The organism is Microvirga yunnanensis, from assembly GCF_025460875.1.
The window spans coordinates 16,955-29,793 of record NZ_JAMXFI010000056.1; the positions used below are offsets into that span (position 1 = coordinate 16,955).

Consider the following 12,839-nt stretch of genomic DNA (forward strand, 5'->3'; position numbering starts at 1 on the left):
TGGAAAAACCCGACGGCAGGCCGGCCTTGGAGGGGGAGAGGCCGGCCTGCCGTGGGCAGAAGACACCAGGTGTCAGGGGCAATCAACTCAAAACCCCGGTGTCTCACTACCTTGTATGGATCAGGCGCCCTTCGGCTGGGCTCCGACCTCCAGGGTCACGGTCCGCTCCTTGCCCTCGCGCCAGAGGGTGAGCGACAGGGACTTGCCGGGAGCGACGCTGGCCACCTTGCGGGACAGGTCCTTGGCCTCCTTGATCGGCTCGCCGTCGACGGCCACGATGGTGTCGCCGGTCCGGATTCCCGCCTTGGCGGCGGGGCTGTCCTTCAGGGCCTCGGCCACGAGGGCGCCCTTGGGCTCCTTCAGGCCGATCGCCTCGGCGATCTCCTTGGTCACCGGCTGCATCTGCACGCCGATGAAGCCGCGGGTCACGGAGCCCTTGTCCTTCAGGGACGCCACCACGCTCTCGACGGTGCTCGCCGGGATCGCGAAGGCGATGCCCACATTGCCGCCCGACGGCGAGAAGATCGCCGTGTTCACGCCGACCACCTCGCCGGCCAGGTTGAAGGTCGGGCCGCCGGAATTGCCCTTGTTCACCGAGGCGTCGATCTGGATGTAGTCGTCGTAGGGGCCCGAGCCGATGTCGCGGTGCTGGGCCGACACGATGCCGGCCGTCACGGTGCCGCCGAGACCGAACGGGTTGCCGATCGCCATCACCCAGTCGCCGATGCGGGCCTTCTGGGGCGCGAGGCGGACATAGGGGAAGTCGTTGCCTTCGACCTTCAGCAGGGCGAGGTCGGTCTTCGGATCGGTGCCGATCACCTTGGCGTCGAGGGTCTTGCCGTCGTCCATGGTGATCTCGACCGCGGAGCCGTTCTCGACCACGTGGTTGTTGGTCACCACGTAGCCGTCGCCCGAGATGAAGAAGCCGGAGCCGAGAGCCTGGCCGAACTGGCGCGGACGCTCCTGGCGCGGGCCGCGGTCGCCGCGGCCGGGCATCTGGTCGCGGAACTGGCGGAAGAAGCGCTCCATCGGATGGCCCGGGGGCAGGTCGGGCATCGAGAATTGCTGGCCGTCCTCGTCGTCGTCGCTGTTGCGGTCGGCGACGTTCTGCACCTTGACCTTCACGGCCACCACGGCGGGCTTCACCCGGTCGATGACGTCGGCGAAGGACGGGACGTTCTGAACCGGCTGCGCCATCGAGCGCAGTTCGGCATGGGCGGGCGTGGGAGCAACCAGACCGCTCTCGACGGCGCCGCCCGCGATGATCGCGGCCACGGCCGCTGCGCCGAGCCACTTTGCGGTGCGCGTGCGGGCGGGAGTGGAAATCTTGTCCAACATGTCTTGTCTCTCCTCGAAGAATCTTCGGCGGAACCCTGTCGGGTTCGTCATGGGAGCAAGATGGGGGCTCACGCCTTACGGCACCCTCACGCGCAGATGAATTGTTGGTAAGGTTCGAGGGTCGGGCACGGGGCGCGCCGAGCGCCCCTCCCCCGTCATGGCCGGGCTTGTCCCGGCCATCCCGACCGGTGGGGCGCGGCGCCTCTCGGAAGCGGGATCACCGGGACAAGCCCGGTGATAACGTGGTGTGTATGTGGCCCGGTCCTGCCACCCTCCACACGTCATGGCCGGCCTTGTGCCGGCCATCCCGATGATGTGAGGCACGGCGCCCTACGGAAGCGGGATCACCGGCACAAGGCCGGTGATGACGTGGTGTGTGTGTGACCCGGTGATGAGGGGGGGGACGTCACCGCCCCCGTCGCGACGAGACCCTGGCCTTCCTGGCCTTGGACTTCGCCGCCTTGGCCGGCTTCGCCGCCGCCACCTTCGAGTCACGCCGGCTCGCGCGCGCGGTCCTGCCCGGCTCGTCACGCCCGGACGGGACCACGTCCGGATGCCCGCCCGCCGCATCGTCGAGCACCCGCTGCGGCGGAAGCGGCGCGCTGCTGCGGGCCACCACCGTGCTGCTGAGGCACTGGGTCACGTAGGCCGCGCGCCGCTCCACGATGCGCCGGTAATCGTCCACCTGGATCTTGCGCTTGGGCACGATCCGGCTCCGCGCCTCGATGCGGCAGGCCTCGCGTTTGGCCACAAGATCCTCGCTCGCGCGGGCGGCGAAAGGCAGGGCGAGAAGGAACAGACACAATCCATGGGCCGCAAGCTTCACGACCGGACCTTTCGCAGGGGAATATCGGGAAATGTCGGTGTCGGATATCAGCCGATTCGACCCTTGGCGCCGCGACAAAATGGCGTGCTCAACACAAAGGATCGAACGTGCTTAACGCATCGGACCCAAAAGTGGACTTGCACTTTTGGGATCCATCCGATGCTTTCTTCTTGAATGAGAGCATCGGTCAGAACGGACCCAGCGGGCCGCGCCAGCGAAAACCGGATCCACTTTTCACTGGCGTGGCCCTTCGGGTCGCTGACGCGGCCCGCTGGGTCCGTCCGATGCTCTAACGCGCGCCGCAGCGCCATTCGAGGGGCCGGCCCGTGCCCTCAGGCGCCCTGATCGCGCTTGAGCAGGTCCTCGAGCGCCTGCTGCTCCTGCGCGTCGAGAGCGGCGGGCCGCGGGCGGCGCCGCAGGGCCGCGTAGGCGCCGATGCCGCCGAGGACCAGGACGAGAGCCGGCGTCAGCCAGAGCAGCAGGGTGTGCCCCCGGAAGGCCGGCTTGAGCAGCACGAACTCGCCGTAGCGCTGCACCAGGAAGTCGCGCACCTGCGCGTCCGTGTCGCCCGCCATCAGGCGCTCGCGCACGAGGAGCCGCAGATCCTTGGCGAGCTGCGCGTCGGAATCGTCGATGGACTGGTTCTGGCAGACGAGGCAGCGCAGGCCCGCCGAGATGTCCCGCGCGCGCTTCTCCAGGGCCTGATCCTTCAGCACCTCGTCCGGCTGCACGGCGAGGACGGGACCGGCCAGCACGAGGGCCGCGAGGAGGGCCGCGAGGAGAGCGAGCACGAAGCGCATGGCCTACTCCGCCGGAACCGCGGCGGGCGGCGCCGTCTTGGCGCGGGCCGGCGCGCCGATGCGCAGGCGCCGATCGGTCAGGGACAGGGCGCCGCCGGCCGCCATCACGAGGGCCCCGATCCAGATCAGCAGGACCAGGGGCTTGTGGTAGAGCCGCATGCCGATGGAGCCGTCCGCCTGGACCTCGCCGATGCTGGCATAGATCTGTCCGAGGCCCGTGGTCAGGATGCCGGCCTCCGTGGTCGGCATGCCGCGGGTCACGTAGAGCCGCTTCATGGTCTCGATCGTGCCGAGCTCCCGGCCCGCGCCGAAAACCGTCAGGATGGCCACGTCCTCCCGGTAGTTCGCCTCGACGCGCGGGATGACGCGCTCGAGACGCACCTCGTAATCGCCCGCCCCGAGCCGCTCGCCGACCCGCAGGCTGCCGATGGTCTCGACGCCCCAGGCGGTCGCCGCGATGCCGATGACCGTGAGGCCCACGCCCGCATGGGCGATCGCCGTGCCCCAGGCGGAGCGCGGCAGGCCGCGCGCCTTGCGCCAGGCGACGGACAGCGGCGTGCCCCGGGACCAGGACCGGGTGAGGATCTCATTGAGGGAGCCGAGAACCAGATAGACCCCGAGCCCGATGCCGAGCGGCGCCGCCACCGGGCCGCCGTGCCGGAGCGCCAGCAGGGCGATGGTGGCCAGCAGCGAGACCCCGAACACCGCATATAGGCGCTGGGCCGTGCCGAGGAAGTTGCCGCGCTTCCAGGCCAGGGTCTGGCCGAGCGGCAGCAGCAGCAGCAGCGGCACGATCAGCGGCAGGAAGGTGAAGTTGAAGAACGGCGCCCCGACGGAAATCTTCTCGGCGGCCAGGACCTCGAGGGCGAGCGGATAGAGCGTGCCGATGAACACGGTCGCGCAGGCGGTGGCGAGGAAGACGTTGTTGAGGACGAGCGCGCCCTCGCGCGATACGGGCGCGAACAGGCCGCCCTGCCGGAGCATCGGGGCGCGCCAGGCGAAGAGCGCCAGCGATCCGCCGATGAACAGGATCAGGATGCCGAGGATGAAGGTGCCGCGCTCCGGATCGACCGCGAAGGAATGCACCGAGGTGAGCACGCCCGAGCGGACCAGGAAGGTGCCGAGCAGCGACAGGGAGAAGGTCAGGATGGCGAGCAGGATCGTCCAGACCTTGAGCGCGTCGCGCTTCTCCATGACGACGGTGGAATGCAGGAGCGCCGTGCCGGCGAGCCACGGCATGAGCGAGGCGTTCTCCACCGGGTCCCAGAACCACCATCCGCCCCAGCCGAGCTCGTAATAGGCCCAGTACGACCCCATGGCGATGCCCAGGGTCAGGAACGCCCAGGCGCCGAGCGTCCAGGGCCGCACGATCCGGGCCCAGACCGCATCGATGCGCCCGTCGATCAGGGCCGCGCAGGCGAACGCGAAGGAGATCGAGAAGCCCACATAGCCGATGTACAGAAGCGGCGGATGGATCGCGAGGCCCGGGTCCTGCAGCAGCGGATTGAGGTCCTGCCCCTCGGGCGCCGCCGGGATGACGCGGGTGAAGGGATTGGACGTGGTGAGGATGAACAGCAGGAACGCGATGGTGATCAGGGCCTGAACGGCGAGGGTGTTCGCCTGCAGCCGCATCGGGATGGTGTTTCGGGCCACCGCCACCACGGCGCCGAACAGGGCCAGGATCAGCACCCAGAGCAGCATGGAGCCCTCGTGGTTCCCCCACACGCCGGAGATCTTGTAGATCAGGGGCTTGGCCGAATGGGAGTTCTGGACCACGTTGAGCACCGAGAAGTCGGAGCTCACATAGGCCAGGGTCAGGGCCAGGAACGAGAACGCGATGCAGGCGAGCACCGCGAGCGCGCCGGCCGGCGCCACGGCCATCAGCACCGGGTCGTTGGCGCGCGCGCCCCAGAGCGGCACGACGAACTGGATCAGGGACAGCCCAAGCGCCAGCGCGAGTGCGAAATGTCCGGCCTCGACCAACACGAAGGCTCTCCCTTGCTACTGCGTCACGTTACCGGGTCAGGTCACTGGGTCTTGGGCGCGGCATTGGCCTCGCCCATCCAGTGGCCCTGCTTCTTCAGGGTGTCGGCCACCTCGCGGGGCATGTAGTTCTCGTCGTGCTTGGCGAGCACCGAATCGGCCCGGAACGTGCCGGGGCCGACGAGAACGCCCTCGGCCACCACCCCCTGCCCTTCGCGGAACAGGTCGGGCAGCAGCCCCTTGTAGGTCACCTGGACGGCCGCCTGCGCGTCCATGACCTCGAAGGAGATCTGCTGGTCGGAGCCGCGCTGCACGGAGCCTTCCTTGACGAGGCCGCCGAGGCGGATGCGCGTGCCGGGCTGCACGTTCTTCGCCTGGATGTCGGCCGGCGAATTGAAGAACACGATGGTGTCGTTCATGGCGTAGAGCACGAGGCCGAGCGCGACCGCCAGGACGCATCCTGCGACACCGATGAGTGTGAGGCGGCGTTGTTTTCTCGTCATGGCTGCGCGTCGGTCAGTTTCAGTTCCCGGGCCATCGTGTCGATGGTCTTCAAGGCCGCGTTGTCCTGCGCCAGCGCCTCGCGGGCCCGTCGCGCGGCCGCCACCGCCTTATCACGCTGGCCCAGAACCGCATAGGAGCGCATCAGCCGGGCCCATTCCTCGGCCGTGCCGCCCTGCGCCTCGAGACGGCCAGCGAGGCCCGCCACCATGCCGGCGATCGCCTCGGGGCCGATCCGGCCGTCCGGCGATTCGCCGGCCGGGCCGTCGAGGGCGGCCATTTCCTGCCTCACGGCCTCGACCCAGGGCGCGTCCGCGGGCGACGACGCGAGCAGCTGCGCATAGGCCGCCCTGGCCTTCGCGATCTGCCCGTCCTGCACGGCCGCGCGGGCGAGATAGAACCGCGCCTTGGGCGAGCCCGGATCGAGCGTGAGGGCCTGTTCGAAGGCCGCCTGGGCGTCGGCCGACACGAGCCCGTCCCTGGCCATCACCAGGACCTCGCCGTAACTGGCGAACCGGTCGGAATCCGGAGGCAGGGAGCGGACCGCCGCCTCGTAGGCCTTCACGGCGTCGTCCACCCGGCCCATGCGCAGATAGACCGGAGCGATGACCTCCCAGCCGCGGCCGTCCTGCGGGTTCTTCGCCAGGTGGGCCTCGATCTGGGCCACCGCCTGCATGAGATCGACGGTGCCGGCCGCCTGGGCGGCCGCCGGCGCGACCGCTGCCGCCTGGACGGGCGCCTGGGGAGACCCGTAGATCTCATAGGTCGCGAGGGCCAGGATCGGGATGATCGACAGGGCCAGGGTCGAGGCCGCCCGACGGCGGCGCAGGGCCGGCTCGCCGACCGCCGCGAAGGCCTCGCCGCGCAGGCCGGTCGCCCGCAGGAGGCGCCGCCCGGCCTCCGCCTTGGCGGCTTCGGCCTCGCTCGGCATCAGCACGCCGCGGGCCTGGTCCCGTTCGATCTCGGCGATCTGCTCGCGGTAGAACTGCGTGTCCGGATCCGCCTGCCGGGCGACCGCGTAATGACGCGACAACGGCCACAGCACCGCCATCACGGCCGCCGCCGTCATCGCCAGGAGAATGATCCAGATCACCATAAAGTCCTATTTACTGCGTGTCCCCCTGAAGCACGACGGTGGCACGGTGTCACGCGTAAATGTCCTTAGCGCACCGTGCGAAAAAGTGGACCCGGTTTTTCGCACGGTGCGCCAGCCAGGATAAAAACCCTCCCACGTCATGGCCGGCCAGTGATCACGCGCTTCTCGCCGGCCATCCCGATCCGGTGAAGCGCGGCGCCTCTCGCATCGGGATCACCGGCACAAGGCCGGTGATGACGTAGAGGGTGGTGTGAGCGGGTGATGAAGGGGAAGCGGGCGCTGGCGTTAAGCCGCGCTCCTGTCCCCTGGCAGTTCCAGGATGGCGCGCAGGCCCCCCAGGGGCGAGGCGTCGAGGCGGAGCGAGCCGCGATACAGGGCCGCGAGATCGCTCACGATGGAGAGCCCGAGGCCCGATCCGGGCTTGGTTTCGTCGAGGCGGCGGCCGCGCTTGAGAACCTCCTCGCGGGCCGCCTCCGGCAGGCCCGGCCCGTCATCGTCGATGAGCAGGCGGAAGCGGGGCCGGTCGTCCTCGCGCACGAACTCGACCGAGACCTCCACCTTGCCGACGGCCCATTTGGCCGCGTTGTCGATGAGGTTGCCGGCCATCTCCTCCAGGTCCTGCTTCTCGCCGCGGAAGCGCAGGTCCGGGGGGATCGCCAGCGCGACCTCCAGGTCCTTGTCGCGGTAGATCTTGGCGAAGGTGCGCGCGAGGCCCGCGACGACGGGCTCGGCCTCGGTGAGGGTCCCGAGGGTTCCCGCGAGCGCCGCGGCGCGGGCGCGGTCGAGATAGTAGTTCACCTGGTCGCGCATGGTGGTCGCCTGCTCGCGAACCCTGGCGGCCACGTCCTCGGGGGCGTTCTCGGCCTCGTTCATGATGATGCTGAGCGGCGTTTTGAGCGCGTGGGCGAGATTGCCCACCTGCGTGCGGGCGCGCTCCAGGATCTCCCGGTTGGTGTCGAGGAGAAGGTTCAGCTCGCTCGCCAGGGGAGAGATGTCCCGCGGGTACTCGCCGGCGATCCGCTCCGCCTCCCCGCGCCGGATCGCCCCGAGGGCGCTGCGCAGGTTGGCGAGCGGCCGCAGGCCGAAGCGGATCTGCAGGAGCGTGGTGAAGCCGAGCCCGATGCCCAGGAGCGCGAAGGTGACGGTGAGCGCGAAGATGAAGTCCCGCACGGCCCCGTCGATCTCGTCGGCCGGACCGGCGACCCGGATGATGTAGCGTCCGTCCTCGCCGAGATCGATGTCGCGCTCGATGATGCGCAGGTTGCGCTCGTCCGGCGCCCGGCCGTAGCCGCGGCGGATCTGGCCGAAGCGGTTGTCCCCGGTGGCGAGGCTCGGCAACGGCCCGCCGAACAGGGATTTCGACGCGCGGATCTCGCCCGCGGCCGCGTTGGGCCGCGCCACCTGCCAGTACCAGCCCGACAGGGGCAGCTCGAAGCGGGGATCGCCGATGGGGCCGAGATCCCGGTCCGGATCGCCCGGCCCGACGAGGTTGGACGCGAGGGTGTTGGCGTAGACCAGGAGCCGCTGGTCGAAGGCGCGCTCGGTGTTGTCGCGGTAGAGCGTCGACAGGATGAGCCCGGCGATCAGCAGGATCACGAAGCTCCAGAACACGGACGAGACCGCGAGCCGGACCGCGATGGGCCGGCCGGCGAAGCGTTTGACGAGCGGCGACAGGCCGGTCACGTCTTGGTCTGGCTCGCGTCGAGGAGATAGCCGAGACCGCGCACCGTCTGGATGATGTCGACCCCGAGCTTCTTGCGCAGGCGGCCGATGAAGACCTCGATGGTGTTCGAATCCCGGTCGAAATCCTGGTCGTAGAGATGCTCGGTCAGCTCGCCGCGCGAGACGATGCGGCCCGTGTGGTGCATGAGGTAGGACAGGAGCCGGTACTCGTGCGAGGTGAGCTTCACCGGGTTGCCGTCCACGGCGACGCGGCCCGAGCGGGTGTCGAGCTTCACGGGCCCGCAGGCGATCTCGCTCGTGGCGTGGCCGGCCGAGCGGCGCAGCAGCGCGCGGACGCGGGCGAGAAGCTCCTCCATGTGGAACGGCTTGGTCACGTAGTCGTCGGCGCCGGCGTCGAAGCCCTGGACCTTGTCGCTCCAGCGGTCGCGCGCGGTCAGGATGATCACCGGGGTCTTGCGCCCCTCCCGCCGCCAGGCGGTCAGGACCGATACCCCGTCCACCTTCGGCAGGCCGAGGTCGAGGATGATGGCGTCGTAGGGCTCGGTCTCGCCGAGGAACTGTCCCTCCTCGCCGTCCATGGCGGCATCCACCGCGTAGCCCGCCTGCTCGAGGGCGGTCACGATCTGCTGATTGAGGGTTCTGTCGTCCTCGACAACGAGTAGGCGCACGGCTGGAGCTTCCCTTATTGGACCGACTTCACGCGGCCGGACGGGCCGTCGATCGTCACCTGGACGATGCGACCGTCCTTTTGCAGGACCGAGATCACATAGACAAGGTCGTCGCTGTTGCGGCAGAGGCTGGCCCGGACCACATCCGCGCCCGGGATCTGGCGCCGCGCCGTCATCACGGCGGATGCCGGAGCGACGACGCCCTTGGCCGCCACCGCCTCCTGCATCTCGCGGGGAGGCAGGCAGTTCTTCAGGGCCGCGGCCGCGCTCTGCGCCGACGCCGCCCCCACCATGCCCCACGATGCTATGACCACCCAGACCAGACGCATGAGACGACCATGCCTTTGCCGCACTGAACGAATTCTGAATGCGATCGGGCCGGCCCTTGTGCCGGCGACCGGCCCCATCCTGCTGGAAATGCTTGTCGTTCGGGATCTGTTTCCGGGCTTCTGTTTCATGACCGGGATGCGCAACGCCGGCGAGGCAGGGACGCCCGTCAGACGGCCGTCGCGGACGAGGGTGGACGGGATGCGAGCCGGAGGGCCTCCCGCTCGACGGACAGGACGCGCCGGCGCCAGCCGATGCCGAAGACCGGCCAGGCGGCGAGGCGCCCGAGAAAGCCGAGGCGCGCCTTCGTGAGGCGGCGGATCGTCTCCGGGACATCGGCCGCGCGGGCGGCCTCGAGGGTGACCGGCCCGACGATGCCGTCGGCCGGGACGCCGAGGATTTCCTGCAGCATCCGGACGGCCCGCGCGGGCCCCGAATTGACCGCGAGGTCGAACACCGCGAGATCGAGCCCGGGCGGCAGCTCGTCGGCCCGCACGGCGTTCCAGAACAGCCGCCGGTAGATCGCGACCGCCTCCCGGCGGCTCAGGCGCCGCACGTCGGCCGCGGAGGTCGGCCGGCCCCTCGCCCGGGCGAGGGTCTCGCGGGTGATGCCGAACCGGGTCGCCCCGCCCGGGTCGCGGGGATGCTGCACGAAGCCGCCCTCGTGCCGGAGCACCTGTTCGACCGCCGTCTCGAAGCGTGACGAAGAACCCGTCATCCGCGTGTCCCCATGATCATGCCCCCATGATTCCGCCCGCAGGGCGATGAAGGCCAGGTTACCCGAAAACAGGGGACCGACGGCGCCAGCCGATCCGCCGAACGGGGCGCCGGCCGGGAGCCATCGGGGTCTCATACGCCGCGCTCTTCGGATCGGGATGGCCCGGACAGGCCCGGCCATGACGTGGGAGGAGTCGCCACGGCACAAGGCCGGCCATGACGGATCCTGCCGGGACGGGAAACGAAAGAACCGGGGTGGCGTTGACGGTGCGAACCTCGAACGGCACGGAGGCCACTGGCGATGAGCAACGCTCCCAACGACCTCGCGGAGGATTTCCCCGACAAGCGCGAGCGGATCCACCAGCTCAAGACGAGCGACAACCACTTCGCGCGGCTCTACGACGAGTACGACGAGCTGAACCGCACCATCCACCGGATCGAGACCCGGGTGGAGCCCAAGCCCGAGGAGGTCGAGGAGGAGCTCAAGCGCCGCCGCCTGAAGATCAAGGACGAGATCATGGCGATGCTCGACCGCGCGGGCGGGTGACGTCCCGGGTGTTCACCCTCCTGTCGGCACCGGCCCTTACCACGTTCTCTACGTCATCACCGGGCTCGTCCCGGTGATCCCGATTCGGTGAAGCGCGGCGCCTTGACGAGACCCGCGATCAGGTCGTCCTGTGGGCCGTCGACGCCGTCGGCGCCGAGATGGGTCTTCATGTCCTCGCGCGTGACGGGCTCGACGGCCGGGCCGCTGATGACGATGGACATCATTTCGAACGGGGATCCTCTGACGTGATGCAACGTGTGGTGCTGCTCTCTCTCGCCCTGTCGCTCGCCGCGTCGGGGGCGAATGCCGTGGTGGGAGGCAGCGAGGATTCCGGCCCCCTCGCCCGCCGCAGCGTGATGGTGCTGAGCTCGAACGGCGGCGTCTGCAGCGCCGTGGTGCTGGCGCGCGACGTGGTGCTCACCGCGGCCCATTGCGTGACGGGCGCGGCCGAGCACCGGGTTCATTTCCGCGACGAGGCCGGCGAGCCGGTGCTGATCGCCCCCGCCGCGAAGGCGGTGCATCCGGGCTACAACGCCAAGGCCATCGAGACCCGCCAGCGCTCCGTCGACCTCGCCCTGCTGCGCATTCCCGAGGCGCTGCCGGGGCGCTTCGAGCGCGCGACCCTCGCGACCGCGACGGTCGCGGAGAACGATCCCGTCACCGTCGGCGGCTACGGGCTGTCGCGGGACGGCGACGCCAGGACCACGGGCACCTTCCGCACCGCGTCGCTGACGGCCGTCGAGCCCTTCGGTCCGAGCCGGATCCTGCTCTGGGCCGAGGGCTCCGGCCCGGCCGGCGCCTGCCAGGGCGATTCCGGCGGCCCGATGGCGTCCGGCGAGACCGTCGCGGCGATCACGAGCTGGTCGTCGCCGGCCAGGGGACGGCCGTGCGGGGGCATCACGCAGGGCATTCTCGTGGCTCCGCAGCGCGCCTGGATCGACCGCATCCTGAAAGGCTGGAGCCGCGCCGCCCTGTGGGCCGGCGAGTAGAGTCTCGCACCCTCCCGGTCGTGGCGCCCATCCGCCCCGTCATGGCCGGCCTCCTCCGGCTGGGTCACCTCCGCACGTCATGGTCGGCCTTGTGCCGGCCATCCCGATCCGGTGAGGCACGGCGCACCGACAATCGAGATCGCCTTGACGAGGCCGGCGATGACAGGGAGAGCAGCCAGCTTGGAAATTCGGAAAAACCCGGAACCATCGCGACTGCCCAGATCTTGCCTTGAAAAATTCATTCCCCTCACGGCATCATCCTCCCATGCGCGCTCTGCCCAGTCTCGCCCTTGCGGTGTTCACCCTCGTCGCCACTCCCGCATGGGCCATCCTGCAGGGCGCCGCCTCGCGCGATCCCAACGGGCTGCGGCGGTCCGTGGTCTCCATCGAGAGTTCCACGGGCGAGCTCTGCTCCGGGGTGATTGTCGCGCCGGATGTGGTGCTCACCGCGGCGCATTGCATGACGGACCGCGCCGCCTACCGGGTCACGGGGCTCAGCCGCGCGTTCCGGCAGCAGCGATTCAACGTGGCGGCGCTCGCCGTCCATCCGAGCTTCGTGCCCGGCACGACGCCGCGCACGCAGCCCGGCATCGATCTCGCGCTGCTCAAGCTCGATCGCCCGGTCGGGCCGGACTTCCTCGCCCTCGATCCGACCCAGGCCGGCCGGATCGACGTGGGCGACGGCGTCACGATCGCCGGCTTCGGCGTGCTCACCGAACGCGCGCGAGGCACCGCCCGGACCCTGCGCCAGACCAACCTGGTGTCGCTCGGCCCCATCGAGGTGGCCAACCGGGTGCTGATCGTCGTCGACCGCGACCGGCTTGCCGAGACGGCGGGCGCCGGCGCCTGCCGGGGCGATTCCGGCGGGCCGATCCTGGCCGCCACCCGGTCGGGCTATCTGCTCTACGGCATCACGAGCTGGTCGAGCGGCCCCTTGCGCAGCCGCCAGCCGAGCGCCTGCGGGGGCCTCACGGCCGTCACGCCGATCGTCGAGCATATGGGCTGGATCGCCTCGACCATGCGCGGCCTCGGCGGGCTCAGCAGCGCCTGGTCGGGCAACTGAGCGCCCGCCGTTCACACCACCCTGTCCCGGCCATCCCGCTTGTCTTGAGCGCGGCGTTCTTCGGATCGAGATCACCGGGACGAGCCCGGTGATGACGGGGAGGGTTGTGTGAGGCGGTGCGAACACCCTCTTACGTCATGGCCGGTCTTGTCCCGGCCATCCCGCTTGTTTGAAGCGCCGCGCTCTTCGTCATCGGGATCACCGGGACGAGCCCGGTGATGACGGGGAAGAGCGCGATCGCCGCGTCGTCCCGCACGCCGCCCACGCGCCGGGTGGTGTCGGAGCGCGTCGACGAGAAAGG

Annotated in this window: 14 protein-coding genes; 3 read left to right on the top strand and 11 right to left on the bottom strand. The window is 69.9% G+C overall.

Annotated features, from left to right (window positions below; translation table 11 throughout):
• Window positions 1-120: 120 nt before the first annotated feature.
• From NF876_RS24205 to NF876_RS24250, 10 genes are all read right to left on the bottom strand, one after another.
• Window positions 121-1,338, bottom strand: coding sequence for a S1C family serine protease (locus NF876_RS24205; protein WP_315975068.1), 1,218 nt, complete (start codon window positions 1,336-1,338; stop codon window positions 121-123).
• 406 nt (window positions 1,339-1,744) lie between these two features.
• Window positions 1,745-2,164: a hypothetical protein gene (locus NF876_RS24210; RefSeq protein ID WP_262271016.1), complete on the bottom strand. Its 420-nt coding sequence runs from the start codon at window positions 2,162-2,164 to the stop codon at window positions 1,745-1,747.
• 332 nt (window positions 2,165-2,496) lie between these two features.
• Window positions 2,497-2,964 carry a cytochrome c-type biogenesis protein gene (locus NF876_RS24215; protein ID WP_262271017.1) on the bottom strand — a complete coding sequence of 156 codons (468 nt, stop codon included), beginning with the start codon at window positions 2,962-2,964 and terminating at the stop codon, window positions 2,497-2,499.
• Window positions 2,965-2,967: 3 nt separating this feature from the next.
• On the bottom strand, window positions 2,968-4,950 hold the full coding sequence (locus NF876_RS24220) for a heme lyase CcmF/NrfE family subunit (RefSeq protein WP_262271018.1): 1,983 nt from the start codon (window positions 4,948-4,950) through the stop codon (window positions 2,968-2,970).
• A gap of 41 nt (window positions 4,951-4,991) precedes the next feature.
• The gene (gene ccmE / locus NF876_RS24225; protein WP_262271019.1) at window positions 4,992-5,450 is read right to left on the bottom strand and encodes a cytochrome c maturation protein CcmE; all 459 of its coding nucleotides are present in this window, start codon (window positions 5,448-5,450) and stop codon (window positions 4,992-4,994) included.
• On the bottom strand, window positions 5,447-6,544 hold the full coding sequence (gene ccmI, locus NF876_RS24230) for a c-type cytochrome biogenesis protein CcmI (protein WP_373696713.1): 1,098 nt from the start codon (window positions 6,542-6,544) through the stop codon (window positions 5,447-5,449). Before ccmI ends, ccmE begins: the two co-directional genes overlap by 4 nt.
• A 285-nt stretch (window positions 6,545-6,829) precedes the next feature.
• Window positions 6,830-8,227, bottom strand: coding sequence for an ATP-binding protein (locus NF876_RS24235; protein ID WP_373371466.1), 1,398 nt, complete (start codon window positions 8,225-8,227; stop codon window positions 6,830-6,832).
• Complete coding sequence (locus NF876_RS24240) at window positions 8,224-8,895, bottom strand: response regulator transcription factor (protein WP_262271021.1); 672 nt, start codon at window positions 8,893-8,895, stop codon at window positions 8,224-8,226. The genes NF876_RS24235 and NF876_RS24240 overlap by 4 nt, the downstream gene beginning before the upstream one ends.
• A gap of 14 nt (window positions 8,896-8,909) precedes the next feature.
• A complete protein-coding gene (locus NF876_RS24245; RefSeq protein WP_262271022.1) occupies window positions 8,910-9,224 on the bottom strand; it encodes a PepSY domain-containing protein in 315 nt (104 codons plus the stop codon).
• 167 nt (window positions 9,225-9,391) lie between these two features.
• Window positions 9,392-9,940 (bottom strand): glycoside hydrolase family 108 protein, encoded by a 549-nt coding sequence (locus tag NF876_RS24250; RefSeq protein WP_262271023.1) that lies wholly within the window; start codon window positions 9,938-9,940, stop codon window positions 9,392-9,394.
• Between the two features lie 300 nt (window positions 9,941-10,240).
• Here NF876_RS24250 and NF876_RS24255 point away from each other — a divergent pair, with 300 nt between their 5' ends.
• Complete coding sequence (locus NF876_RS24255; protein ID WP_262271024.1) at window positions 10,241-10,486, top strand: HP1242/YdcH family protein; 246 nt, start codon at window positions 10,241-10,243, stop codon at window positions 10,484-10,486.
• 56 nt (window positions 10,487-10,542) lie between these two features.
• On the opposite strand, the gene NF876_RS24260 is transcribed toward NF876_RS24255, so the two are convergent.
• Window positions 10,543-10,710: a head-tail connector protein gene (locus tag NF876_RS24260; protein WP_262271025.1), complete on the bottom strand. Its 168-nt coding sequence runs from the start codon at window positions 10,708-10,710 to the stop codon at window positions 10,543-10,545.
• Window positions 10,711-10,734: 24 nt separating this feature from the next.
• Here NF876_RS24260 and NF876_RS24265 point away from each other — a divergent pair, with 24 nt between their 5' ends.
• Both NF876_RS24265 and NF876_RS24270 read left to right on the top strand, forming a co-directional pair.
• Window positions 10,735-11,475 carry a S1 family peptidase gene (locus NF876_RS24265; protein ID WP_262271052.1) on the top strand — a complete coding sequence of 247 codons (741 nt, stop codon included), beginning with the start codon at window positions 10,735-10,737 and terminating at the stop codon, window positions 11,473-11,475.
• Between the two features lie 265 nt (window positions 11,476-11,740).
• The gene (locus tag NF876_RS24270; protein WP_262271026.1) at window positions 11,741-12,538 is read left to right on the top strand and encodes a S1 family peptidase; all 798 of its coding nucleotides are present in this window, start codon (window positions 11,741-11,743) and stop codon (window positions 12,536-12,538) included.
• Window positions 12,539-12,839 lie beyond the last annotated feature (301 nt).